At 66.5% G+C, this 25,812-nt stretch carries 19 protein-coding genes and 1 pseudogene; 14 read left to right on the top strand and 6 right to left on the bottom strand.

Annotation, left to right across the window (positions count from 1 at the left end; translation table 11 throughout):
- Nucleotides 1–15: 15 nt before the first annotated feature.
- The 5 genes and pseudogenes from HBF32_RS13180 to HBF32_RS13160 all read left to right on the top strand — a co-directional run bounded on the left by HBF32_RS13180 (nt 16) and on the right by HBF32_RS13160 (nt 6,056).
- Nucleotides 16–873, top strand: coding sequence for a TrbJ/VirB5 family protein (locus tag HBF32_RS13180; RefSeq protein ID WP_166700052.1), 858 nt, complete (start codon nt 16–18; stop codon nt 871–873).
- Between the two features lie 87 nt (nt 874–960).
- Nucleotides 961–3,969 (top strand): P-type conjugative transfer protein TrbL, encoded by a 3,009-nt coding sequence (gene trbL / locus HBF32_RS13175; RefSeq protein ID WP_166700051.1) that lies wholly within the window; start codon nt 961–963, stop codon nt 3,967–3,969.
- Nucleotides 3,969–4,412: pseudogene (locus HBF32_RS13170) on the top strand (lysozyme family protein); the annotation flags it as partial. The gene trbL and the pseudogene HBF32_RS13170, both read left to right, overlap by 1 nt.
- Before the next feature lie 34 nt (nt 4,413–4,446).
- Nucleotides 4,447–5,433: a fimbrial protein gene (locus tag HBF32_RS13165; protein WP_166700049.1), complete on the top strand. Its 987-nt coding sequence runs from the start codon at nt 4,447–4,449 to the stop codon at nt 5,431–5,433.
- Nucleotides 5,430–6,056 carry a hypothetical protein gene (locus HBF32_RS13160; protein ID WP_166700048.1) on the top strand — a complete coding sequence of 209 codons (627 nt, stop codon included), beginning with the start codon at nt 5,430–5,432 and terminating at the stop codon, nt 6,054–6,056. Before HBF32_RS13165 ends, HBF32_RS13160 begins: the two co-directional genes overlap by 4 nt.
- 10 nt (nt 6,057–6,066) lie before the next feature.
- Here the strand turns inward: HBF32_RS13160 and HBF32_RS13155 are convergent, their stop codons facing one another.
- On the bottom strand, nt 6,067–9,177 hold the full coding sequence (locus HBF32_RS13155) for a discoidin domain-containing protein (RefSeq protein WP_166700047.1): 3,111 nt from the start codon (nt 9,175–9,177) through the stop codon (nt 6,067–6,069).
- A 101-nt stretch (nt 9,178–9,278) separates the two neighbouring features.
- Here HBF32_RS13155 and HBF32_RS13150 point away from each other — a divergent pair, with 101 nt between their 5' ends.
- Together HBF32_RS13150 and HBF32_RS13145 are read left to right on the top strand one after the other, a co-directional pair.
- Nucleotides 9,279–9,824 carry a DUF2058 domain-containing protein gene (locus HBF32_RS13150; RefSeq protein WP_166700046.1) on the top strand — a complete coding sequence of 182 codons (546 nt, stop codon included), beginning with the start codon at nt 9,279–9,281 and terminating at the stop codon, nt 9,822–9,824.
- Between the two features lie 14 nt (nt 9,825–9,838).
- Nucleotides 9,839–10,825: an NAD-dependent epimerase/dehydratase family protein gene (locus HBF32_RS13145; protein ID WP_166700045.1), complete on the top strand. Its 987-nt coding sequence runs from the start codon at nt 9,839–9,841 to the stop codon at nt 10,823–10,825.
- A 109-nt stretch (nt 10,826–10,934) separates the two neighbouring features.
- Here the strand turns inward: HBF32_RS13145 and HBF32_RS13140 are convergent, their stop codons facing one another.
- Together HBF32_RS13140 and HBF32_RS13135 are read right to left on the bottom strand one after the other, a co-directional pair.
- Nucleotides 10,935–11,984: a bifunctional transcriptional activator/DNA repair enzyme AdaA gene (locus tag HBF32_RS13140; RefSeq protein WP_166700044.1), complete on the bottom strand. Its 1,050-nt coding sequence runs from the start codon at nt 11,982–11,984 to the stop codon at nt 10,935–10,937.
- Between the two features lie 157 nt (nt 11,985–12,141).
- Nucleotides 12,142–13,494, bottom strand: a complete 1,353-nt coding sequence (locus HBF32_RS13135) for an MFS transporter (protein ID WP_166700043.1) — start codon at nt 13,492–13,494, stop codon at nt 12,142–12,144.
- A 153-nt stretch (nt 13,495–13,647) separates the two neighbouring features.
- Here HBF32_RS13135 and cyoA point away from each other — a divergent pair, with 153 nt between their 5' ends.
- The 6 genes from cyoA to HBF32_RS13105 all read left to right on the top strand — a co-directional run bounded on the left by cyoA (nt 13,648) and on the right by HBF32_RS13105 (nt 19,723).
- Entirely contained in the window at nt 13,648–14,709 is a 1,062-nt protein-coding gene (gene cyoA / locus HBF32_RS13130; protein WP_205287739.1) for a ubiquinol oxidase subunit II, read from the top strand.
- A gap of 49 nt (nt 14,710–14,758) precedes the next feature.
- Nucleotides 14,759–16,753, top strand: coding sequence for a cytochrome o ubiquinol oxidase subunit I (gene cyoB / locus HBF32_RS13125; protein WP_166700042.1), 1,995 nt, complete (start codon nt 14,759–14,761; stop codon nt 16,751–16,753).
- 52 nt (nt 16,754–16,805) lie between these two features.
- Nucleotides 16,806–17,381, top strand: a complete 576-nt coding sequence (cyoC, locus tag HBF32_RS13120; protein WP_205287759.1) for a cytochrome o ubiquinol oxidase subunit III — start codon at nt 16,806–16,808, stop codon at nt 17,379–17,381.
- Nucleotides 17,378–17,791 carry a cytochrome o ubiquinol oxidase subunit IV gene (gene cyoD, locus HBF32_RS13115; RefSeq protein WP_166700040.1) on the top strand — a complete coding sequence of 138 codons (414 nt, stop codon included), beginning with the start codon at nt 17,378–17,380 and terminating at the stop codon, nt 17,789–17,791. Before cyoC ends, cyoD begins: the two co-directional genes overlap by 4 nt.
- A gap of 2 nt (nt 17,792–17,793) precedes the next feature.
- Nucleotides 17,794–18,591, top strand: coding sequence for an SURF1 family protein (locus tag HBF32_RS13110; RefSeq protein ID WP_338039803.1), 798 nt, complete (start codon nt 17,794–17,796; stop codon nt 18,589–18,591).
- A gap of 205 nt (nt 18,592–18,796) precedes the next feature.
- Complete coding sequence (locus HBF32_RS13105; RefSeq protein WP_166700039.1) at nt 18,797–19,723, top strand: DUF535 family protein; 927 nt, start codon at nt 18,797–18,799, stop codon at nt 19,721–19,723.
- 102 nt (nt 19,724–19,825) lie between these two features.
- Here HBF32_RS13105 and HBF32_RS13100 read toward each other — a convergent pair whose 3' ends face one another.
- Genes HBF32_RS13100 through HBF32_RS13090 form a run of 3 tightly spaced genes read right to left on the bottom strand, consistent with a single transcriptional unit; the run spans nt 19,826 to nt 23,872 of the window.
- The gene (locus tag HBF32_RS13100; RefSeq protein WP_166700038.1) at nt 19,826–22,282 is read right to left on the bottom strand and encodes a TonB-dependent siderophore receptor; all 2,457 of its coding nucleotides are present in this window, start codon (nt 22,280–22,282) and stop codon (nt 19,826–19,828) included.
- A gap of 37 nt (nt 22,283–22,319) precedes the next feature.
- Entirely contained in the window at nt 22,320–23,333 is a 1,014-nt protein-coding gene (locus HBF32_RS13095) for a FecR family protein (protein ID WP_166700037.1), read from the bottom strand.
- Nucleotides 23,330–23,872 carry an RNA polymerase sigma factor gene (locus HBF32_RS13090; protein WP_166700036.1) on the bottom strand — a complete coding sequence of 181 codons (543 nt, stop codon included), beginning with the start codon at nt 23,870–23,872 and terminating at the stop codon, nt 23,330–23,332. The genes HBF32_RS13095 and HBF32_RS13090 overlap by 4 nt, the downstream gene beginning before the upstream one ends.
- Before the next feature lie 237 nt (nt 23,873–24,109).
- Here HBF32_RS13090 and HBF32_RS13085 point away from each other — a divergent pair, with 237 nt between their 5' ends.
- Entirely contained in the window at nt 24,110–25,798 is a 1,689-nt protein-coding gene (locus HBF32_RS13085) for an ArnT family glycosyltransferase (protein ID WP_166700035.1), read from the top strand.
- The last annotated feature ends 14 nt before the right edge of the window (nt 25,799–25,812 follow it).

The following is a 25,812-nucleotide window of genomic DNA, read 5'->3' as shown; positions in this document are numbered from 1 at the left end:
CACAAGGAGGCAACGTTGAAAGCAAATTACATGAAGAGGAATGCATGCGCACTGGCGCTGGCGGGTGCATTGGTAGCCGGCCCCACGCATGCGGTCACGCCCGTGTTTGACATGGCCGTCTTCGCATCGAACGTCGCGCAGAACTTCCAGTTGACGGGGATTCATCGCCAGCTAGCGGACAAGGAATCGGGAACGATCAACTACTACACGAACAACATCGACAAGTCGACACTATCGATAAACAAATCAACTACCAATATCGATAAGTCGACTACGGCCATCAAGAACATCAATAAAGACATCCTGAATGTAAATACGGAAATCAATAAGAATATCGAGTTCAATACTGAGATTTACAACGAATTTACCTGGATTATCAACAAAGGAGGGGACGAAATCATCCCCATTCCGTTCAAGGACAAGCTCGCGGCGATCATGGACGGTCAGTCGACGGACGACTATGTGAAGCACTACAAGACGGTCGAGGATCACGCGAAGGCCCCGGCCTCGTTCGGCGATAAAGCGGCCATTGAGTCGTCGCGTGCACGAAAGGCAGCTAACGATGCCCTGGTGGCGACTATCGCTGACGACGAGGCGGAATTGCTGGGCGAAGTGGAAAGCATCAAGGAGCTGGCGGACCTCACGGCGACCGCCGAGGGCCATGGTCGTCAGCTACAAGTGGCGAACGCCCTTTCGGGATCCCAGATCAATCAGCTCATGAAGATTCGGTCGACGATGCTCGCCGCAGAGTCCGCGCGCGTTGCCGAAGCCCAGGCCTCGGCGGACCGTGAAGCCCGCGCCGTCGCGGTCGGCATCAGGCTTCGCGAGGGTCTCGACACGGCGCTCAGCATGAAGCCGTTAGAGGCCTACTGATCCCGGGAGCGGCGCGGGCAGGCGCCGCTCGATCTCTCGGCCATAGGCGATAGACCTCCACGAGACCCAATTTTTCCGGCTGCAAACATGTATCTATCTCTCCGCATACGGGTAGCTCTGGCCACGATTCTCTGGCTTTTCGTTCTGCCGGTCGCCAGCGCCGATGAATTCGTGGACACGCGCGACGTGGTCGGGCATGCCATGAGGATGTTCACGTCGAGTAGTCTCAGCGACACGATTCTGACGGCGGCTAAGTCGCTTTTTGTTTCGCTCGCTGCGATCAGCTTAGTCTGGACCATGGCTGCGCTTATCCTGCGACAGGATATCGGCGAACTCCTGATGGAGCTTCTGCGCTTCATCATCGTCAGCGGCACGTTCTATTGGCTTCTTGTCAACGCCAGTACGCACCAGGGTGGCGGCGGTTTCGTCGAAGACATCACCGCGTCGTTCCTGCAGATGGCCAACGATGACGCTTCCAACCCGTCTACCGAGTTGATTGTCAGCAAGGGAAATGACGTCATGTCACGCGGCCTGACCGTGTTCTATGCGGTGGTCATGGAGGCGGGGGAGGGTAGCGATGCAGATCGACTGCTGACCGGACTTATGGGGCTTGCCATCCTGTGTATATGCGCCGTCCTCGCGGCGCAGTTTCTGCTCGCGCTGGTGATGGCCTGGGTGCTTGGCTATGCGGGAATTTTCTTGCTTGGATTCGGCGGCGCTCGTTGGACCTCTCCCATCGCGATCAATTTCTACAAGCACGTGGTCGCCGTAGGCGCCGCGCTGCTCGTGCTCAGCTTCATAGGCAAGATTGCGGCAAAGCTTCTGACCGAGCTCAAGTACAAGAGCCCCTCGGTGAGCGACACACTTGTCACCTTCCCGTATCTCGGTCTCATGCTTGCCGTGTCGATCCTGATGGTGATCCTTTCGCTCAAGCTTCCTCAGCTCATCTATACATTGGTGACGGGGTCGACCCTGGGATTGTATGCGGGTTCGGCGAGTGCGGCGGGTACCGCGATCGGCGCCGCGAGCAGTTCCGTGATGGCCGCTGCTGCGGGTCGATTTCCTGACGGTGGCAGCCCTTCGAGAGGTTCCGCGTCGGAGGCGACGACTTCTTACCGTACAGATTCTGTGATGGATGCTGTGCATCGGTCCGCGATCACCTCCGGCGGTATGAGCGATCCGTTCCACGCCACGGGGAGCTCCGATCCGTTTGGCGTTACCCGATCGCAGGACCCGCATAGGGCACCGGGTGGCGGCAGTGTGTTCAGTAGGACACAGGGAGCCGGAGAGGACCTGCCCAGTCGCTTCGTCAGCTCGACATTGGTGCGCGATTCGTCGCATGTGGCCGGTGTGGATACCGGTCCGGCGAGTGCGGTGCCCTCGGCCACCGCTGAGCCGGGAGCGCATCTGGTACGACATGCCAATACCGCGAGTCAGGGGCGGTTGGAGCCGTCATTTGCTGGAGTGGCGGCCGGACAATATGTCGATGCGCCGCAAGCAAATGGAACCAATCACACCTACAGCCGGTTGCGTCCCGTTGCCGACGAAGAGGTCGCGCGACAGCACGAGTCCGTCATGGCCGCTATCGAAGGAGGCAAGGAGCCGCTCGACATGCCGCGCATCAGCGAACAGGTTGGTAGCGCACGTCAGGACACGATGCCCGACGATGCGAAGACGGGTCTCCATATCAGCACGTCGGCGCCCGAGGAAACCATGGACCTGTCCACGTCGCACCTTTCCCCAGCAGGTGCTGTCGAGATGCCGCGCATCGACGAGCAGATAGATAACGCACGTCAGGACACGACGCTCGACGATGGACGGATGGGTCTTCACGCCGGCACGCCGGCGCCCGATGACACCGTGAGCCTGTCCGCGTCGCACCTTTCCCCAGCAGGTGCCGTCGACATGCCGCGCATCGACGAGCAGGTAGATAACGCACGTCAGGGCACCACGCTTGACGATGGAAGGACGGGTCTTTACACCGGCGCGTCGGTGCCTGAGGGCACCGTGAATCTGTCCATGTCGCAACTTTTCCCAGCAGGTGCCGTCGACATGCCACGCATCGACGAGCAGGTGGGTAGTGCACGTCAGGACACGACGCTCGACGATGCGAAGACGGGTTTCCATGCCAGCACGTCGGCGCCAGAGAACACCGTGAGCTTGTCCGCGTCGCACCTTTCCCCAGCAGGTGCTGTCGAGATGCCGCGCATCGACGAGCAGGCGGATAACGCACGTCAGGACACGACGCCCGACGATGCGAAGACGGGTCTCCATATCAGCACGTCGGCGCCAGAGAACACCATGAACCTGCCCACGTCGCACCTTTCCCCAGCGGGGGCCTTGGACATATCGGCATCCCACCATCTTTCGAACGGTATGACGGAGGGCGGCATGGCCGATATGGTGTCCAACGAGGCGACCCAGGCTAACGCGCAGCCTCGCCAAGCTACGGCATCCATGCCGACAAAAACGGAGGATGTGACCGGCAAGAGCGCACGCTTGGCGGATAGTGGGCAAGACCTCGATACCGGCACCTCGTGCGTCGCCGGACAGGTTTCCGAGGGACAGCGAGAAACACTCGTCGATGCATCGGGGGCCGAGCTCGCGACAACTCCACGAGATACTTCCGGCTTCCCCTCGTCCGGATCGACCGCGCACGACGCAATCGACGCGATGTGGAGTCCCATCGAGCATCGGCATACGGCCAGACCTGGGGCAACCAATGACGGGCATGTTCAGGGACGAAGTAATGATGCGAGGCAGAGCGCGATGGTAGCTTCGACGTCGCCGCCGATCGGCACTGTCATTCAGGGCGACATGAAGCCGGTCGCTTCCGTCCGAGATGAAGGCGTAGACGTGCTTCCCGGTGCAGCGGTACTTCCCGCGACGCCGGTCACAGGTGTGCACGATGAGCATACCGGCATGCCGGAAGCGAGTGAGCCGGACTCGCCGCGACAGAGGCCCGGCAAACCCCATCTGCGCAGCCGTGGCGACGAACAATCGACGTCACCGTTGTCGCTGCCGCTGGATGCCGTGCCACCGGACGGTCGCCTGTCGATGCAGGACGACAAGCCCCCCTCCGGAGAGCCGGCATGATGGACGTTCTTCCGGACATTCCCCCTGCCCGCCAGGAAATGGTGACTTGCTCCCTAGGTGCCGCGCTTGCCTACGACGTCCCCGCGAACATCCTTCTCGCGGTAGCCGAAAAGGAAGCCGGCAAGCCCGGCCAATGGGTGCGTAACGAAAACGGCAGCTTCGACGTCGGCTCGTTGCAGTTCAATACGACCTACCTGCGCGATCTGGGCCGTTACGGGATCACGGCAGCCGATGTCGCCGCACCTGGGTGCTATCCCTTCATGCTCGCGGCGTGGCGTATACGCGGCCACCTGCGCAACGACGTTGGGGACGTATGGACGCGCGCCTCCAACTACCACTCGCGCACGCCGCACATCAACGCCCGTTACCGCACCGACCTTATCCGCCGCGCCTCGCGCTGGACCCTGTGGCTGGACAGTCACTTCCCGACCCACGACGCCGTCGTGGATGTCACTCCTTACGGAAAGAGGTAATTTGATGAAACAGAAAACCGGACTTTTCCTTCGCCGGGCAATCGGTTGCTCCGTCCTGTTGGCCGGATTCCACGCCGCGCCGGCATTCGCCGGCTGCACGATGAACAATCTCGCCACGTACCATATCGGGCAGACGACCTATGTGGACGTTCATAACGCCATACCCGTGGGCACCATGGTTCGCGAGGGGAGCGCGGCGGGAGAGGGTAAGCTCCTGCTGACGTGCGATGCGGGAACGGCGGCGTTTCGCGGTCGCTGGCAGGCAGGTAACCCCGCCGACGGCCTGCTTCCGTTGACCGTGGGAGGAAGGCCTTCCGGTTTCGGCATACGCCTGTTCCTCCAGGAAAGCGGCACTGGCCCGAAAAGATACTTCCCGCACGACTTCACTCGTAGCTTCAATGCAGGCGACACCGTGCGCAGCGATGGCGATGTCGTCGGCTATGAAATCTACCGGATGCCCGGTCGTGTCGAATTCGGCAACGTGGACGCCGGCGCGATCGCCCAGTCCAACGTCGACCGGACGGGAGGTGGGTTGGTGGTGTTCCGCTCGATGGAGATCTTCAATCTGATCTTCAGGCGTCCGGCTTGCACTATTACGCCGGAAAGCATCAACCAGGACGTGGATCTCGGCCAGGCTCATGTGGGCGACTTCGACAACCCGGACAGGGCCACGCCCTGGACGTCATTTCGCCTCACGGTGCAGGAATGCCTTGAGCCCGTGGGCATGATCGCCAGCTTCACGTTCGGCGCGCCTTCGGATGCGGACCCCGACGCGGCCCAGCTCTTCTCCATTCCCCGCGGGCCGCAGAACGTCGCCCTCGAGATCGCGGATACCAGGAAGAATACGATCAGGCCGGGCGTGCCCGTCGATTTCAACGCCCTCGGCACAGGCGAGGATTTCGTCTTCAACGCGCGGATGCGCGGCACGAAGCAACCCGTCGGTGCCGGTGAATTCAGCCGTCCGGTCACGGTGCTGGTCGACTTCAGATGAGTACCACGTTCGTATCCCGTGCCCGTCGCGCGCTCATGCCATGCCTTGGCGTCGTGCTGCCTGCCCTCTGGCTGGCGGCGTGCGCACCCGTGGCGAGCGTCGGCAAACGCGTGGATGCGAGCGGCGACATCACCGTGGGCAAGATGCAGGTCTACTCCTTCGCGCCCCTGCACGCGATGGGCTCGGAGGGTCTGTACGCGGGCGCGCGGAAGCTTGACCGGGCCATTGCCGAACGCTTGGGCGCGGAAAAGATGGACGCGGACGTGGCTGATGTCGAGGAGCTCGTGCGTCGCCACGGCCTCGCCGTCGAGGTGACGGTGACCGACGCGGCGGGCAGCCGCCACAGTACCGCGCTGCCCGAGCGCGAGGTGCTTGCGGTACATAACGCCGAGGAATCCTCGGCGGGGGCGACGCATCGCCTAGTCATCCTGCCTCTGCGCCAGAGCATCGATCGCGCCACGGGTGTCGCCCATGGCGTGCTGCACTGGCAGGTGGAGACCACCGGCGATTCCTCGCCGGTGGCCGTCGGCTTGATGCGGTATACGGCGGATTCCCGCGGTTATCCCGCGAAGCGCATGGCCGCCGTGCTGGTGGACCGCCTGCGCGTGCTGGGCATCCGCTAGCGGCTCGCGCTCAGTAGTCGGCAACGAGCGTGCGGAACGGTTTCGCCAGCCTCACGCCATCCGAATCCCATCGCTCCACGGCCTTTCCATCCACCATCACCCGCGCAGGCTTCATCCGATCCGGCCAGAACACCCGAACCGGCGTTCCCGCGCGAATCCCCTTGTCCAGCGTCACGGTGAACCGGTTGCCCTCGCGTCGCGCGCGCATGCTCAGCGATCCGTACGCGACCGGCAGCCGCGTCACCGAGAGGCCCTTGCCGGCGACCCACGACGCCGGCGCGCCGGGCAACAGGTAGAGGCCGTCGTCGGCCTCGCGCATCAGCATGCCGAAGATCGTCCGCGCGTACTCGGAGCCGATCCATGTATGCGGCATGTCGCCCAGGTACCCCGGATGCCGCAGGCGCGAATGCACCACTTCGGCCCACATGTTCCACTCGGGCGGGCGCCGGTCGCGCACCACGTCGGCCAGCAGTTCCGCGGCGTCGTCCGGGCGGTCGAGGCGCACGTACGTGAGGACGTTGCGCAGCTCGTAGGGCGTATACGCGAACAGTTCGCCCGGTCTCTCACGCTTGCGCACGTCGGCGAGGTAACGGTCGAAGGTGTGGACCAGGGCGTCGTGCGGCAGGATGTCCATCTGCCCGGCGGGATCGAGCCCGATGGAGATGCTCGTGGGATCGCCGTCGCCGAGGTCCGCCGCCGCGGGAATCACGTCGGAGCCTTTCCATGCCATGGTGGCGAGGATCGACCGGCGCATCGATTCGCGCAGCGCCGCGTATTGTTCGCGCGCGTACGCGGCAAGCGGCTTGTCGCCCCATTGGTCCGCGAGCCACGCGCCGTCGTGCCAGCCCTTCAACGCCCAGAAATCGTCCCAGTAGCTATGCGTAGGGCTGGAATAGCCTTCATGGCTGATCGACGGCGCGATGATGCCGTGGAAACGCTCCGGCGCCGGCAGGTTGGACAGATAGCCCGGTACCATCGTGCGCTCGCGCAGTTCCTGCATGAAGCGCATGGCGGCGCGCACCTTCGGCAGATAATCCTTCACGCTGTCCGGGCCGCCGCCGAAGCGCGCCACATCCGCCACCAGGTTGATGAATTCGCCCTGGCTGTCGTATTCGATGTCGGAACCGAAGCCGCGATTGACGCTCCCATCCGCATTGAGGATCGGCGATACCAGCCCGTTCTCGTGCACGGCATGCGCGGCGTACCAGTCCAGGTAATCGCGCGCCGTCTTCACTTCGCCCATGCGCAGCAGGATCGACGCGGTGGCCGCACCGTCGCGGATGAAGGACCGGTTGTAGTTGCGCGGACCGGCCTGCATGGCGTGGCCGGTCTGGTTCACCAGCATGTACGCCGCTTGCGAGCGCAGGATGTCGACGAGCGAGGTATCGGGAAGGGAAAGCCCCACGCCGCCGAGGCGCTTCTGCCACTCGTCGGATACCTGGGCGACGATCTTCCCATAGCCGTCGGCGGTCAGGGTGCGGCGATCGACGGCGGGCGGTTCCGGCAAGTGGCCATGCGCGTCGGCGGGGGCATTGCCGAGGGGAAAGGCCACGACGATGTCACGCTGGTCGCCGGGCGCGAGGTGCACGCGGTAGTCCAGCACGCCGGCGGCGAGGCCGTCGTCGTCATGGGCTTCGCGCGTCGACGGCACGGTGCCCGCGGCGACCTGGGCGGTGACCTCGGTCTCGCCATGCGCCCCGAAGGGCGCGGCGCCGGCCGCATCCACCCGCGTCAACGAGGACAGCAGCGTGCGACCTTCCACGCGTACGTCGGTTCGCGCCGGGTCGCCGGCGATGGCGATATCGTGGATGGGCGAGGGGCCGCCGTTCTGCCACGGCGGATTGACCTGAATGGGCCGCACGACGAGCGACAGCGTGCCATCGACCGTGGTCGTTCCCTCGTTGCGCAGACGATGACGCAGCAGCACGACAGGTTGGCCGTCGCCCTGCACGGCGACCGCCTCGCTGTTCATCGCGAGGCCCGGCTGCACCGTCCAGCCCACCGAAGGGATCGGCTTCCAACGGTCGCGCAGCGCATGCGTGCGCTCGACGTTGTCGGAGACGGCGGTACGTCCGGACGCGTCGCGCCAGATCGCCTGGACCTGCGGTCCGCCCTTGAATGGCTCGATGTTCCCGTATTCGTCGAAGATGGATTTCTGCAGGCCGGCCGGTACGCCCACGGCGGTCCAGTACACCTGCCGCATGTGCAGGGACGACGGGAAGAGTTCGGCGTTCGCCCGCGAAGCCGCGATCTGGTAACGCTTCATCGCGGTCATCGCGCGCGAGGGACCGAGGAGGCGCAGGCGCCCGATCCTCGGCGTGGCGCCGTCCTGCGTGCCGACGACGAGGCGTAGCGCGGTTGTCTCGGCCGCCTTGCGCGCGGCGAGGTAAGACGTGTCGCCAAGGCTCCCCGGGTCGCTGTCGACCGTGCTCCACCGGCCGTTCGCATCGCGTGCTTCCAGTGTGGCGCCGTCGCGCGGACCGGCCCAGGTGACCTCGATGCCGGCGATATCGAGCGCCCTGGGAAGGGCGATATCCAGCTGGCGGCTACCGAGGGGGCCCTTGCCGACGAGGTCGCGCGCGCTGCCGTCGGCCCAGAGCGAGGCGCCGTCGCCCTTGTCGCCCAATCCGGAGATTCGCGCCGCTTCGTTGGCGGCGAGGGGATCGAACTCGAACACCGAAACACCCCAGTCCGCGGTGCGTGCGGGCGCGGCGAGCCTCACGTAGCGCGCATCGGTCGCCGGGAAGACCAGGTACTCGGTGCCGCCGGGGGCATCGGTCACGCGGTAGACGGGATGGAAGTCCTTCCCGTCCACCGAGGTCTGGATCGAATAGGCGGCAGCGAAGCCGCTGTCCCAATGGATCCGCACGCCGCCGACCTTCGCCACCTTGCCCAGGTCCACCTGGAACCACTGGCCGGGGCTGAAGCCGCCGCCCCAACGGGTGGTCTCGTCCGCGTCGATGGCATGCGCCGGGGCGAGCGCGGGTACCTGCTCGGAAGAGCTGCTGGCTTTCCAGGCGCTGCGCGGGGGCAGGCCATCGGCGGCGAAGGCGGGCGTGGCGAGGAGCATGGCGAGCGCGAGGGCGAGCCGTGCCGGGCGCAGGGAAGGTCGGGCGTGCATGGTTCTACCTCCGGGGAGGTCCTCAAGCCTAGGCACGTAACGCGATGTAACCAAGCCTTCGGCGTTAGAATCGTGACTTTCGCAGCAAGAAGTCATCGTCCATGCGCAATCCCTTGCAGGAACAGCTCCTCAAGGCCGGCCTGGTCAAAAAGGACAAGGCCGCCAAGATCGTTCGCGACCAGGCGAAACAGCGCCAGGGCAAGGCGCCGGCGGCACCCGCCGAAGAGCAGGTGGATGCGCGCAGGCTGCAGGCCGAGCGCGCGGAGCGCGATCGCGCCCTGGCCGCGGAGCGCAATGCCGAAGCCCGCGCGCGTGAGATCCGCGCCCAGGTCCGCCAGATCGTCGAAACGACCCGCGTGAAGCGCGACGGCGATATCGCCTATCGCTTCCCCGATGGCGAGAAGATCGCCAGCATCTTCGTGAACGAGAGCCTGCGGTCGCAGCTGGCGACGGGCGCCCTGGTCGTCGCACGCCTCGGCGACGGCTACGAGCTGATCCCGCGAATGCCGGCCGACAAGATCCACGCCCGCTCGCCCGAGACGATCGTGCTCGATCACGGGCGCAAGGAAGGCGGGCCGGCGGCCTCCGAGGAAGAGGTGGACGACTACTACAAGCAGTTCGTCGTCCCGGACGACCTGATCTGGTAACGGAGCGATCCACGATGACCGTCCTCGTCACCGGCAGCGCCGGCCACCTTGGCGAAGCGCTGGTCCGCCGCCTGCAGGCGGACGGCCGCGAGGTGCGCGGCCTGGACATCAAGCCGTCCCCGTACACGCACGTCGTCGGTTCGATCCACGACGAGGCCTTCGTGCGCGACGCGATGTCCGGGGTCGCGCAGGTGATCCACAGTGCCACCCTGCACAAGCCGCACGTGGCGACGCATTCGAAACGCGAGTTCGTCGACACCAACGTGGGCGGCACCGTGGCCTTGCTGGAGGCGGCGGTGGCGCACGGCGTGCGGTCGTTCGTCTTCACCAGCACCACCAGTGCGTTCGGTGCGGCGCTGTCGCCCGCGCCGGGCGAGCCGGCGGCATGGATCGACGAGGACGTGGCGCCGATTCCGAAGAACATCTACGGCGCGACGAAGATCGCCGCCGAAGGCATGTGCGAACTCGTCGCGCGGAAGGACAAGCTGCCGGTGCTGGTGCTGCGTACGTCGCGGTTCTTTCCGGAGGACGACGACAACGCGCACGTCCGTTCCGCATACGACACCGCGAACATGCAGGCCAACGAGTTGCTGTACCGGCGTGCGGATATCGAGGACATCGTCGAGGCGCACCTTGCCGCGCTGGAACGTGCGCCCGCGCTGAGATTCGGCCGCTACATCGTTTCGGCGACGCCGCCGTTCGTGCGCGGCGACGTGGCGGAACTGCGCCGTGACGCCGCCGGCGTGGTGCGCCGCCTGTTCCCGGACGCGGATGCGCTGTATGCCACGCGCGGCTGGAGGTTGCTGCCGTCGCTGGATCGCGTCTACGACAGCGGGCGCGCCACGCGCGACCTCGGCTGGCGGCCGAAACGCGATTTCGCCTTCGTGCTGGACTGCCTGCGCCGTGGCGAGGACTTCCGCAGCGAGATGGCGCGCGTCGTCGGCGTGAAGGGCTATCACGACGCCGTGTTCGAGGATGGACCGTATCCCGTGTTGGGTTGAGGTTACGTGCTCTCGCCGCTATAGCGGCTCCTACAAGGCTCCGGCAACCGTTGTAGGAGCACAAGGTTCCGGCAATCGTTGTAGGAGCCGCTATAGCGGCGAGACCCGATTACACCAGCTTCCGCTCGTGCCGCAGCAACCAGTCTTTCCGCCACAGTCCACCGCCATACCCCGTCAACGACCCGTCGGCTCCAATCACCCGGTGGCACGGAATCACGATCGCAATCTGGTTCGCGCCGTTCGCCCTCGCCACCGCGCGTACGGCCGTGTGCCGTCCCGCCGCCGCGGCAACCTCTGAATAGCTGCGTGTCGTGCCCGGTGGAATCGCGATCAATTCATCCCATACGGCGCGGGTGAAAGGCGAGCCATGCATCGCCAGCGGTGTCTCGAACGAACGCCGCGAGCCCGAGAAGTATTCGCGCAGTTCCGCTTCGATCCGCTCGATGACCGGCGTTCGCCCGAAGGTAATCGTGGAGCGCGTCGCCGCGCGCAGCCGCTTCAACTCGTTCGGCAGGGCGGTGCGATCGAAGAACTCCAGCAGGTGCAGCGTCTGCGTGTCGCCTACGGCCAGCATGCTGCCGATGGGCGTCTCGATCCAGTCGGCTTTCAGCCATTCGCGTCCGCGCAGCTCGGCGGGGCAGTCGCCCAGCAGCTTCACGACGGCTTCGCGAAATCCGCTGCCGGACCCGTACCCCGCGGCCTGCTGCGCGTCGATGACACTGGCCCCCGCGACCAGCTTATCCATCCCCCGGCCGGCCCGGCGCAGGCGCGCCATGTCGAGGAAGGTCAGGCCGAGGTGCCGCTTGAAGCTGCGCCGGACGGTGGAGGGGTCGTAGCCCAGGCGGACCAGATCGTCCTCCGACCACACCCGCTCCGGCTCGTCCTCCAGGCAGCGAAGCAGCGCCGACACCAGGGGCTCCCGCTGGCCTATCGGGTCCAGCGGCCGGCAGCGCAGGCAGGGCCGGAAGCCCGCCTCGAAGCAGCCCGCCACGGAATCGAAGAACCGGGTGTTCTCGTATTTCGGCTTGCGGGCCGCGCAGGTCAGCCGGCAGAAGACGCCCGTGCTCGTCACGCCGACGTAGACGTGGCCGTCGTAGGCGGGGTCGCGGTCCAGCAGGGCCCGGTAGAGGGTGTCGTGGTCGGGGAGGTCGAAGAGCATGGCGTAAGGGTAACGCCGTGGAGCTGGGCCGTGCCGCCGGGGATCGGGCGGCAATTTCAGGGCGTAATTCTTGTAGGAGCCGCTATAGCGGCGAGAAAACCTGGCCGCGGTGCTGCCAGATTGCTCTCGCCGCTATAGCGGCTCCTACAGGACGGGCTCAGGCCTTGTTCTTATCGGTCTCGAGCGCGCGGTTGATACGCAGGGCCAGCAGGGTGCAGGCCACGCCGGACAGCAGGTAGACGCTGACCGCGCCCAGGCCAAAACGATGGGACAGGCCCAGGGCGACCAGCGGGGCGAAGGCCGCGCCGATCAACCATGCGAAATCCGAGGTCAGGGCGGCGCCGGTATAGCGGAAACGCTTGGCGAAGTTGGCGGTGACGGTGCCCGAGGCCTGGCCGTACGACAGGCCCAAAAGGGCGAAGCCGATGACCAGGAAGGCATCCTGGGCCAGCTTGCCGCCGCCCAGCAGCCAGGGCGAGGCGATGGCGAAGAGACCGATCAGCACGGCCATGGTGCCCAGGGTGTTACGGCGGCCCACCTTGTCGGCGATGACGCCGGACGCCACGGTGGCCAGGATCGCCACGAGGGCGCCCACGATCTGCACGATCAGGACATTATTGATGTCCTGCGAGCGGGTGAGCGAAATCCACGACAGCGGGAAGATCGTGACGATGTGGAACAGGGCGTAGCTGGCCAGGGCCGCGAAGGCGCCGATGAACAGGTTGTAGCCTTGCGCGCGGACCATCTCGATGATGCCGATCGGCTCGAGCTGGCCCTCTTCCATCATCTGGGTGTATTCCTCGGTGACCACCAGGCGCAGCCGGGCGAACAGGGCCACCACATTGATGGCGAAGGCCACGAAGAACGGATAGCGCCAGCCCCAGTCCAGGAAGTCCTCACGGGACAGCTGGGTATTGAGGAACAGGAACAGCGAGGCCGCGATCAGGAAGCCGGTCGGGGCGCCCAACTGGCCGAGCATGGCGTACCAGCCGCGGCGGTGCTTCGGCGCGTTCAGCGAGAGCAGGGAAGGCAGGCCGTCCCAGGAGCCGCCCAGCGCAATGCCCTGCAAGAAGCGCAATACCGCCAGAATCACAATCACGGTGTAACCGTGCGTGGTGTTCGCCGGCAGGAAGGCCATGCACACCGTGGAGGTGCCCAGCAGGAACAGGGCGGCGGTAAGCTTGGTGCCGCGACTCCAGGTGCGCTGGATCGCCATGAACAGGGTCGTGCCGATCGGCCGGGCGATGAAGGCGAACGAGAAGATCGTGAAGGCCAGCAGGATGCCGTCCAGCTGGCTCAGGAAGGGAAAGAACACCGACGGGAACACGAGGACGGACGCGATGCCGTACGTGAAGAAGTCGAAGTATTCCGAGGCGCGGCCGATGACCACGCCCACGGCGATCTCGCCGGGCGCCACGGCGGCGTGGCTGGTGTGGTGCTGGTGCTGGCGCCGGACGTCGCGTTCGGCGCCCTCGGCGGCATTGTGATCGGCGTGTGAAATGCTCGACATCGTATTCGGCCCGCTCGGGGAGGTGGATGGCAGGATAGCGAAGGATCGCACTACTCGGCTTGCAGGGCCATGGGACAAAGTGTCCTATGGTGGGCGCGGGCCGTTCGGCGTATTTTTTCGTGTCCCCACGGTTGCCCCATCATGCGAATGTCCATGAAGATGTTGCGCGGATTGCTGATCCCCGCCCTGGCCCTGCTCCTGTCGGGCTGCGACGCCGTCCTGCTCTCGCCCTCCGGCGACATTGCCCGGCAGCAGCGCGATCTGATCATCATTTCCGTGGTGCTGATGCTGATCATCATCGTCCCGGTGATCTTCATGATCCTGGCCTTCGCCTGGAAGTACCGCGAGTCGAACAAGGCGGCCCATGCCGAATACGACCCGGACTGGAACCACTCCACGGTGCTGGAACTGCTGATCTGGTCGGCCCCGCTGCTGATCATCATCGCGCTGGGCGCGGTCACCTGGACGAGCACGCACAAGCTCGACCCGTATCGCCCGGTGGAGCAGGTCGACCATGCCCGCGCCCTGGCTCCAGGCACGAAGCCCCTCGTCGTCGAGGTCGTGGCGCTCGACTGGAAGTGGCTGTTCCTGTACCCCGAACAAGGTATCGCCACGGTGAACGAGATGGCCGCCCCGGTGGACCGTCCCATCGAATTCCATATCACCGCGTCCACCGTCATGAACGCGTTCTTCGTCCCGTCGCTGGCCGGCATGATCTATGCCATGCCGGGCATGGAGACCAAGCTCAACGCGGTCATGAACAAAACCGGCGATTTCGAGGGTATTTCGGCCAATTACAGCGGCGCCGGCTTCTCCGACATGCGCTTCCGCTTCCATAGCCTGTCCGACGCCGACTTCGACGCGTGGGTGGCCAAGGCCAAGGCCAGCGGCGACCAGCTCGGCCGCGAGGACTACCTGAAGCTCGAGCAGCCCAGCGAGAAGGAACCGGTGCATTACTACGGCACCGTGGCCCCGGGGCTGTACAACGCCATCCTCAACCGTTGCGTCGAGTCCAACCGCATGTGCGTGAGCGACATGATGGCGCTCGACGCGCAGGGCGGTCAGGGCGTGGTAGGTGCCTACAACGTGACCTCGCTCGACGCGGCCACCCGTGCGCGCGTCGGCATCGCCGACGAGAAGCGCTACGTGGGCGCCCTGTGCGTCGCCAGCGGTACCGGCGGCCAGCCGATGACGCCCGCCGGGCGGCCGCTCTGAGCGCCCCGGCCCCCAACGAATTCAAGCCTTGCCGAGCCCGGTAATGAACATGCCAGATCTATCCAAACTGATCTTCGGACGCCTCACCCTCGAGGCGATTCCGTACCACGAGCCGATCCTCATCGGCACCTTCGTCGCGGTCGCCATCGGCGGCCTCGCGTTGCTCGCGCTCATCACGAAGCACAAGCTCTGGGGCTACCTGTGGAGCGAGTGGTTCACCAGCATCGACCACAAGAAGATCGGCATCATGTACATGGTGCTCGGCATCGTTATGCTGCTGCGCGGCTTCTCCGACGCCATCATGATGCGCGCCCAGCAGGCCATCGCCTTCAACGGCAACCCGGGCTTCCTGCCGCCGCACCACTACGACCAGATCTTCACCGCCCACGGCGTGATCATGATCTTCTTCGTGGCGATGCCGCTGGTCACCGGCCTCATGAACTACGTGGTGCCGCTGCAGATCGGCGCGCGCGACGTGGCCTTCCCGTTCCTCAACAACTTCAGCTTCTGGATGACGGTGGCCGGCGCGATGCTGGTCATGGCCTCGCTGTTCGTGGGCGAGTTCGCCCGCACCGGCTGGCTGGCGTACCCGCCGCTGTCGGGCCTGGCGCAGAGTCCGGATGTCGGCGTCGACTACTACATATGGTCGCTACAGGTGGCGGGCGTGGGAACGACCCTGTCCGGCATCAACCTGATCGCGACCATCGTGAAGATGCGCGCGCCCGGCATGTCCATGATGAAGATGCCCATCTTCACCTGGACCTCGCTGTGCACCAACGTGCTGATCGTCGCCGCGTTCCCGGTGCTGACGGCCGTGCTGGTGCTGCTCTCGCTCGATCGCTACGCCGGCACCAACTTCTTCACGAACGACTTCGGCGGCAACGCCATGATGTACGTGAACCTGATCTGGATCTGGGGCCACCCCGAGGTCTACATCCTGGTGCTGCCGGTGTTCGGCGTGTTCTCCGAGGTCACATCCACCTTCAGTCGCAAGCGTCTGTTCGGTTACGCCTCGATGGTGTACGCCACGGTGGTGATCACGGTGCTGTCCTACCTCGTGTGGCTGCACCACTTCTTCACCATGGGATCCGGAGCGAGCGTCAACTCGTTCTTCGGCATCACCACGATGATCATCTCGATCCCCACGGGCGCGAAGATCTTCAACTGGCTGTTCACCATGTACCGCGGCCGGATCACCTTCGACGTGCCCATGCTGTGGACGGTCGGCTTCATGGTCACCTTCGTCATCGGCGGCATGACCGGCGTCATGCTTGCCGTGCCGCCCGCCGACTTCCTGCTGCACAACAGCCTGTTCCTGATCGCGCACTTCCATAACGTGATCATCGGCGGCGTGATCTTCGGCCTGTTCGCGGGCATCAACTACTGGTTCCCGAAGGCCTTCGGCTACCGGCTCGATCCGTTCTGGGGCAAGCTGTCCTTCTGGTTCTGGCTGGTGGGCTTCTGGGTCGCCTTCATGCCGCTGTACGTGCTGGGCTTCATGGGCGTCACCCGCCGCATGAACCACTTCGAGGATCCGTCGCTGCAGATCTGGTTCCAGATCGCCGCCTTCGGCGCCTTCCTCATCGCGCTCGGCATCGGTGCCTTCCTCGTCCAGCTGTGGGTGAGCTACAAGCGCCGCGACGAACTGCGCGACGTCACCGGCGACCCGTGGCACGGCCGTACGCTGGAGTGGTCCACCTCGTCGCCGCCGCCGGAATACAACTTCGCGTTCACCCCGGTCATCCACGACACCGACGCGTGGTGGGACATGAAGGAGCGCAACGCCGGCCGTCGTCTCGAAGGCTACCTGCCGATCCACATGCCGAAGAACACGGGCGCGGGCATCATCCTCGCCGGTCTCGCCTTCGTGTTCGGTTTCTCGATGATCTGGCACATGTTCCTGATCGCAGGCCTCGCCTTCGTGGCGCTGATCGTCACCGCCATCGGCCATACCTTCAACTACAAGCGCGACTACCACATCCCCGCCGACGTCGTGGCCCGCACCGAGGCCGCCCGCACGGAAGAGCTTGCCGCCCATGTCTGATATGAACGCCACGCCTTCCGCAGCGATCGCGGAAAAGGACATCGAGTTCTGGATGTCCAAGGACCATCACCCGGCCAACGGCACGTTGCTCGGGTTCTGGATCTACCTGATGAGCGACTGCCTCATCTTCGCCTGCCTGTTCGCCACGTACGGCGTGCTGGGGCGGAGCTACGCGGGCGGTCCTTCCGGCGCCGACCTGTTCGACCTGCCGCTGGTGGCGCTCAACACCACCATGCTGCTGCTGTCCTCGATCACCTACGGCTTCGCCGTGCTGGAGATGCAGAAGAACCGCCGCGGCACGATGATGGCCTGGCTGATCGTCACCGGCCTGTTCGGCGCGGCGTTCCTCGGCATCGAGCTGTTCGAGTTCGCCCACTTGATCCACGAGGGTGCGGGCCCGCAGCGCAGCGCCTTCCTCTCGTCGTTCTTCACCCTGGTCGGCACCCACGGCCTGCACGTGACCTTCGGCATCGTCTGGTTGATCACGCTGCTGTTCCAGGTGGGCCGCTTCGGCCTCACGCCGGCCAACAAGCGCCGCATCATGTGCCTGTCGATGTTCTGGCACTTCCTGGACGTGGTCTGGGTCGGCGTCTTCACCTTCGTTTACCTGATGGGAGTGCTGCCGTGAGCGCGCACATCGAATCGCACGACCACCACGACGCGCACGACCACCACGAGCACGACGACGGCCACGCCCCGGTGACCCTGAAGGGTTACATGACGGGCTTCTTCCTCGCGGTGGTGCTGACGGCGATCCCGTTCTGGCTGGTGATGGACAAGGTCATCCCGAACTCGCAGACGCTGGCGGTGGTGATCCTCACCTTCGCCGCGATCCAGATCGTGGTGCACATGATCTACTTCCTGCACATGAACACGAAGGCGGAGGGCGGCTGGAACATGCTGGCGCTCATCTTCACCCTCGTGATGGTCGTGATCACCCTCACCGGTTCCATCTGGGTCATGTACCACATGAACGCGAACATGATGCCGGGCATGTCGCACAACATGACCGAGCAGCAGGCCAAGAACCTGCCTTGAACGTGGGCATGGATACCGGCAACGACATGAAGACGCCGCGCCGCCCGCGCGGCGTCTTCGTTCTGGGCGGCCTCGCCTTGCTGGGCGCGGTCCTGTTCGCCGCCTTCCTTGCGCTCGGCACGTGGCAGGTGCAGCGGAGGGCGTGGAAGCACGACCTGGTCGCGCGGGTCGACGCGCGCGTGCATGCGGAGCCGGTGGACGCGCCGGGCCGGGGCCAGTGGCCGGTGGTCAGCGCGGCCAACGACGAGTACCGCCGGGTGAAGCTTACCGGCACCTTCCTGCAGGACAGGAGCGTTCGCGTTCGCGCCAGTACGGAACTGGGCATGGGCTCGTGGCTGATGACGCCGCTGCGCCAGCGCAACGGCGACGTCGTGCTCGTGAACCGCGGCTTCGTCTCGTCCACCTGGTGCGGCGGCAAAGCCACCTGCACGCCCGGTCCGTCGGGGGAAACGACGATCTCGGGCCTGCTCCGCATCAGCGAGCCGAAGGGGGCGTTCCTGCAAGCGAACGAACCCGCGAACGACCGCTGGTATTCGCGGGACGTGGCGGCCATCGCGGCGGCGAAGGGGTTGGCGTCCGTGGCGCCGTACTTCGTCGATGCCGACGCCGCGTCTTCGCCCGGCCGCGGCGAGGGCAACGACGGCCCGGTGGGCGGCCTCACGGTCATCGCTTTCCCCGACAACCATCTGATGTACGCCATCACCTGGTACGGCCTGGCTCTCCTGACCCTGCTCGGCGCCTGGATCGTCTGGCGGGACGAGCGCCGCAAACGCCAGCCTGAGGCGACCCATCGCCGCTGAAGCGGCTCCCACAAAGCCCCGGCCGGTGAGGGGGGCGCCCACAAAGCCACACCGGTGAAGGGGCGTCCACGACAGCCCGGGGCCCGTGAAGCGGCTCCCATAGAGGCCAGGAGCCTGTGGGAGCCGGCCATCAGCCGGCGATCCCGCGGCAGTTGGCAAGCTTGCCGCGAATTTCAATTTTCAGGGTCTCGCACGTCTTTAAGGCATGCAGCCCCGTTACCCCCACAGCGCGCCCTTCGAGGAGATTCCCCTCGGTTGGGCCCAGAGCCGCCAGGAACGCGGCCCCCTCGCCCTCGTGGTCGACCACGCGCGGCGCCGCGCCGCCCTCCGCCGGTCGATGCCCGTACCCGAGCGGCGGCTGGCCTACCTGCTGCGTACCCTTACCGCCTTCCGGCGCCAGGCCCAGTGGCTCGGTTTCGTGGGAGCGTCCCGGGCCATGCGTGCGGCCGCGGAGTCCAACCCCCGGGTCTACGAGCGCTGGCAGTCGCACTACATCTCGCGGTCGTTCGACATGGCGACCCGGGCGCGGCTGATCGAGGCGCACTACCGCTTCGTGGCGCGCGAGTTTCCCGAACGGATCAGTGCGCGCCTGCTGAGGGGCCACGACGTGCGGCTGGCCACGCTGCCGCTCGGCGGCGGCGAGATGGCCTACCTGCACGCGCGCGCGCCGGAACACGAGTGCACGGGCGAGTTGGGCCTGTACCTGCTGAACGGCGAGAAGGAAGTGATCTCGTCCTGCGCGATCACCTTCGGTGGCGACGATGGCCTGCTCGTGGGGGCGATGCGCGGTTCGTGGGCCTATCTGGGTCGCGGCGCGATCGCCCGCTTCACCCGGTCCAGCGGCGGGCTGCGTCCGCGCGACCTGCTGCTGTCCGTGGTGCGTGCGTTGGCCGCCCACTACGGCATCGAGCGCGTGCGTGGCGTGGCCCAGGAAGCACATCCGCTGGATCGCCGGGCGGGCGTCACTGCCGCCGCGTACGACCGCTTCTGGCGCCGCCACGGCGGAGTGGCCGGTGCCGATGGCTGCTACGACATTCCGCTGAGCGCCGAGTCGAGCGCCCCTGCCCAGCGTGACGTTTTTCGCGAAGAGGCCTGCGCGGTGGCACTGAAGACCTTGGGCAAAGCAATGTAGGAGCCGCTATAGCGGCGAGAAGCCCACGAAGCGATGAAGCGGCGAGGCAGGTTCCCCTCGCCGCTATAGCGGCTCCTACAGCAAGATTGAAGGCGACTACGGTCAGAAATCGTAGACGCCCGTGAGCAGCACGACCCGGCCTTGCCGGATCGGCACGAAGGTCTCGTCGAAGTTCACCGCGTAGAGCGTGCGCGCGAAGAGGTTCTTCACGCCGAGCGTCACGCGCCAGTTGTCGCCGTAGCGGGAAACGTTCGCCTCCACGCTGGCCTGACCCGGAATCCCGAAGTACTGGCCATCGGCGCTGGTACGGCCGAGGCTGCGGCTGCGTGCCAGTACACCGGCGGCCACGCCCCAGGGTTTCACCCGACCGTCGCCGAAGCGGTAGCTCGCCCAGATGGCGGCCTGGTGTTTCGGTGCGCCGGTGGGACGGGTGTCGTCGTTGTTCTGGATGCGTGCCTCCGTGAGGCTCGCCAGCACATCCAGGCCGGGTGCGACGCGGCCCGCGAATTCGACCTCGAGGCCACGGTTGGTCTGTCCCGGCCCCGGCGTGGCGAAGAATGGCGGCTCCGGCGACACCAGGTCCACGCTGTGGTCGACGCGGATGCGGTACAGCGCCGCGGTAAGCCGCGCGCGTTGGTCGAACAGGTCGAACTTGCCGCCGACCTCCACCTGCCGCGAGGTGGCGACGGGCAGCGGCTGGCCGTCCTTGCCGAGGAGGGGATCGGGTTGGAAGCCCGTCGACGTGTCCGCGTACAGGGAGACGTCCGGCGACACCTTGTAGACCACGCCCAGCTTCGGGATCCAACGCGACTCGTGCACGCGCCGCGGCGAACCGTCCTGCCAGCGGGTGTCCAGCTGGTAGCTGGTCCGGCGGAGCGCGGCGAGGACGTTCCAGCGCTCCCCGATCGTCGCCTGGTCCTGGAAGTACAAGCCCGCGTTGGTCTGCCACGAGCCGCCCAGGTTCTGCACCGTCGTGCTGACCGGGGTGACGAATGTGCCGAACTTCGCCGAGAAATCGCTCATGCTGCGCAGGGCGTAAGCGAGCGGCCGCGTCACGATCACCGCGTCGCGGTCCGACGAATCCGCCGTATCGTCTTCCACGACGCTGCCGCCGCCGTTGTCGCCCGCATGGGTGCGTGCGAGATCGAGGCCCACCAGCAGGTTATGCGTCACGTCGCCGTGGCGGAAGCTGGCACTGAGGTCGTTCTGCCACGTCCAGTAGGTGCCCGAATAACGGAAGCTGCGCGCGACGGCGTCCAGCGTTCCGGCGAATCCCGTGGAGAGGTAGGACAGGCTGCGCCCGTCGCTGCGCTGGCGCACGTACTGGCCCTGGCTGTGCAGGGTCCAGTCGCCATCGAACGCATGATCCACCTCGAACACGGCGCGGCTGGTCCGGAAGCGGGAAATGTCGGCGGGATCGGTGCGCGAGCGCAGCGTGGGCGTGGCGGCCGACAGTGTGGGTCCGAGCAGTACCGTGTGATCCGGACCCGGCACGCGGTTGTCCACGTACTCCAGCCCGCCCATGATGCGCGTGCTGCCGTCCTGCCATGCCAGCGAGGGTGCGAGGTAGGCGCCCCGGCCGCCGCCGTAACCCTGCGGTGTCTTTTCGCCGCGCTGCCCGGCGGCGACGAGACGGTATGTGAGCGAGCCGCTCCGCGAGGCGGCACCCGCCAGGTCGAGGCCCAGTCGCGCGCCGTCGTATTCGCCGAGCGAATAGGTGAGGGTACGCACGGGCTCCGCCTGCGGGCGCTTCATCACCACGTTGATCGAACCGCCGAAATTGTTGTTCTGCGACGCGTCGCCGAGGATCGCCTCGGGCCCGCGCAGGACCTCCACGCGCTCGATGCCGATGAGCGGCGGGAGGTCTTCGGTGCGCGCGATCCCGTTGGGCATGCCGTCGGTCATGCCGTGGCCGGCATTGAAGCCGCGGATGAGGAACAGCGGCGAGCTGCCGTAGCCGTCCACGTACTGGACGCCGGCGACGTAGCGCGCCACGTCGCCGATATCGACCGCCTGCTGCGATTCGATCACGTCGCGGGTCACCACCGTCACCGATTGCGGCACGTCGCTGAGGCGCGTTTCGCTGCGCGTGACGGTACGGGTGCTGTCGGCCTTGAAGCCGGTGTCGGAGACCAGGCCCTGTACGTCGACGGTGGCCAGCGGCACAACGGTGCCCGGATCGAAGGCGACGTCCGGATCGGCGGGTGCCGGCGTGGCGTTGCCGGGCTGCTGCTTCTGCCGGACCACGATCGTGCGCCGATCGTAGGCCTCGCTTTCGAGATCGGTGCCCTCGAGCAGTTCGTCGAGCGCGGCGTTCGGTGTCAGGACGCCATGCGCACCGCCGGACCGCCAGTTGGCGATGGATCCGGATGCGGTGAGGACCTGCACGTTCGCCTGCTTGCCCCAGGCGAGCAAGGCGGTCGCCAGCGGTTGCGGGGCGATGGAAAACGGGATCGGGGACGAAGGGCCGTCGCCGGGTGCCTCGGCCGCACCCGCGGCGGGGGCCGCGAGGGCCAGCGCGAGCGCGCCGGTGAGTACGCGCCGACGCCCGCGAAGCATGTACTGCAAGACCTGCGGCCCCAGTTGGATTTTTTGTTCAGCGCGGTCGGGTACCCCGCGCCGTGGTCGTCTGGCGTGTGAGCTCCAGCCGGTCGGGGTAGGTGTCGACGCGCAACGGGAAGACCCGAGGCAGCGCGGCTACCCAGCTGTCGATGGTATCGACCTGGACCGTACCGGTAAACGTCAGCCGACCCAGGGCGGGGTCGGCGAGGCGGAGCGGCCGGCTGCTGTAGCGGTTCACGTTTTCCACCACCGAGGACAGCGGCTCGTTGACGAATTCCAGCCGATGGCCGCGCCAGGCCGTGGCCGTGGCCGGATCCACGTCGAGGATGCGCATGGCCTGCGTCTCGGGGTCGAACGAGACTTCGCGCCCGGCCCCGAGCTCGACGGTCGCCGCGTCGCCCTGGGCCGCCAGCGGTGACACGCGTACCCGGCCTTCGGTGACCGCCACGGTCACGCGGTCGCCCGTGCGGCGCACGTTGAAAGCGGTGCCGAGATCGCGGATCCGCAACGGGCCCGCGTTCACGATGAACGGACGCGGCGCGTGGGCGACCCGGAAGAAGGCCTCGCCTGCCTCCAGGTCGATCGTGCGCTCGTCGCGGCCGTAGCGCGCGGTCACCGAAGTGGCGCCGCCCAGTTCGATACGGGAGCCGTCCGGCAGATCGATGTCGCGATGCCCGGCGCGCTCGCTCACGTACTGCCTGGGCGCACCGGACGAACCCGGGCGCACGGCCAGGAACAGTCCCGCACCGAGTACGACCAGGGCCACGCCGGCGGCCAGTGCCAGGGCGAATCGTGGCGGCACGCGACGGACGATGCGCCGGGGAGCGAAACGGTTGACGAAGTCGCGGCGGCTGGCGGTGTCCATGGCCGCGGCGGCCTCGGCCAGCGCGGATGCGCGCTCGAAGGCGTCGGCGTGGCGCGGATCGGCTTCCAGCCACTCGCTCCACTGGAGGAGGGCGGGTTCGGGCAGGCCGGGATCGCGCAGGCGGGCCCACCAGTCGGCGGCGGTGTGCTCGATCTGCCGTTCGAGGGGGAAGGTCGTGGTCATCGGGGGGTCTCCGCGCGGTCGCGACGTTGGCGGCAATGTGCGAGGGCGTTGCCGACGTGGTAGCGCACCATGCGCTCGCTGAGATTCATCTCACGGGCGATGGCGGCGAAGTCGCGGCCATCGATCACGTGCATGACGAAGGCACGGCTCGTTTTCGCCGGCAGTTCGTCGAGGGCCTGGCGCAGGTCCCGCCACTGCTCGTGTGCCGAGGCGTGCTGTTCCGGGATCGGGGTGACGTGCCAGTTGTCGTCGTCCGGGTCCGGCGGGGCCGCGGCCCGCACGTTGCGCATGCGCAGGCGATCCACGGCCAGGTTGGACGCGGCCCGGAACAGGAAGGCGCGGGGCGAATCGATCGTCGTGTCCTCGCCGAGGGAGAGCAGTTTGAGGTAAACCTCCTGGGCCACCTCCTGCGCATCGGCATGGGAATTCAGACGCGCGCGAAGGAAGGCGACCAGGGCCGCGTTGTGTTCGCGGAACAGGGCGACCACCTGAGCCGCCCGCGCGCCGCCGGAGGGGGCGCCCGTCTCGGATGGATCCATGGTTAGCCTGACAGCGCTCATTGGGACGGTAACTATAGGTCGCACGGTGGGAAATCGGCGCCCGTACGGGCAGGGACGAGCGCCGATTTCCGCACCGGCGAAACCCCTAGACGTCCCAGCGCCGGAAAATTGAAATGGCCGGATGGCGAAAACGGCGCAGGTGTCCTAAGGCAACGGTAGGGCAAGCGCCGGGGTCATCCGCTACGATGCGGTCGACCGCCTTGCCAGACCCGACACATGCTCTCCACCGACGATCGATCCCTTCGCCGCGAGTTCGGCTGGTTCATGCTGATCGCCCTGGCGGTGCTGGCGGCCGGCATCGGCATGCGCGACCCGTGGCCACCGGACGAGCCGCGGTTCGCCCTGGTCGCGCGGCAGATGCTCGAATCCGGCCAATGGCTGTTCCCGCACCGCGGCATGGAGCTCTACTCCGACAAGCCGCCCATGCTGATGTGGACGGAAGCGTTCTGGATGTGGATCACCGGTGGCTGGCGCGGCGCCTTCCTGCTCACCTCGCTGTTTTCCGGCCTCGGCACGCTGGCGCTGGTGTGGCACCTTGGCCGCCGCCTGTGGAACGGGCGGGTGGGGCTCGTCGCCGCGACCCTGGTGCTGGCGACGATGCAGTTCGTCGACGTGATCAAGCACGCCCAGATCGACCCCCTCAACCTGTTCTGGATCACGCTCGGCAACGCCGGCATCCTGCTGCATTGCCTGCGCGGGCCGAACTGGCGTCTGTACTGGCTGGGTTGCTTCGCGGCCGGCCTCGGCGTCATCACCAAGGGCGTGGGCGTGATCGCCCTGCTGATGCTGCTGCCTTACGTCGCGATGCGCGCGCGGCAATGGCCGGGCGTCACCGTCACCCGCGGCGACGGCTGGCGCTGGGCGGGTGGTGCGCTGGCCTTCCTCCTCGCCATCGCGCTCTGGCTGGTGCCGATGCTGGCGACCGCGTATGGCCTCCGGACCCCGGAATTCATGGCCTACGTGCATGACATCCTGTTCCGCCAGACCGCCGAGCGTTACGCGAACTCGTGGCAGCACGAGGAAAAGCCCTGGTTCTTCCTGCTGGTGATCCTGCGCCTGTGGATACCCACCTGGCTGCTGATCCCGTTCGTCGTGCCGGGCTGGCGCGAGGCGCTGCGCATGCGCGATCCGCGCGTGTGGATGCCGCTGATGTGGTGCGTGCTCGTGCTGGCGTTCTTCTCCATTCCCAGCGGCAAGCGCGCGATCTACATCCTGCCGGCCCTGCCCATGCTGGCGCTGGCGATGGCGCCATACGTCGCCGGCCTGCTGAAGGCGCGCTGGCTCCAGGCGGCGGCGTTCTGGATCGCCATCGCCTGCGCCACGGTGTTCGGCGGTGCGGGCGCCTGGGCACTGGCCAAGGCGCCGAAGGCGGCGCAGCGTATCGCCGAAGGCTACGAGATGGCAGGCCACGGCCAGCCACTGTGGTGGTGCGTGATCGCCGTGGGCGTCGGCTTCCTGGTTTCCGCGCTGGCCTTCCGCCCGCGCCGCGGCGTGGCCGCGCTGCTCGGTGGCATGGCGCTCGGCTGGATCATCTGGCCCGTGGGCACCTATCCCATGCTCAACGACAACCAGTCGGCGCGTGGCCTGATGGAAAAGGCGGATATCGCGATCGGGCCCGATGGCCAGCTGGGCCTCGTCCTCTGGCGGGAGGAACAGATGTACCAGGCACGCCGCCCGGTGGCCGAGTTCGGTTTCGCCCGCGACGCGGCGGCACAGCTGCATGACGCCCGCGCATGGCAGCAGGCCGACCCCGCCCACCGCTGGCTGCTGGTGAACGAGGAAGCGTTCGATGACTGTGTCGTCACCGACAAGGTGATGAGGCTCGGCGTGGCGAACCGCGTGCGCTTCGCGCTCCTGCCGGCGGACGCCTCCAGGCAGGGGTGTGTTCCCGCGTCGACGCGCTGAGTTCCCGCTTCGCG

Origin of the sequence: Luteibacter yeojuensis, assembly GCF_011742875.1 — a bacterium.
In the GTDB taxonomy this organism is placed as follows: domain Bacteria; phylum Pseudomonadota; class Gammaproteobacteria; order Xanthomonadales; family Rhodanobacteraceae; genus Luteibacter; species Luteibacter yeojuensis.
The sequence above is the reverse complement of the archived record's forward strand: the minus strand, read 5'-3'. Positions and strand labels throughout refer to the sequence as shown.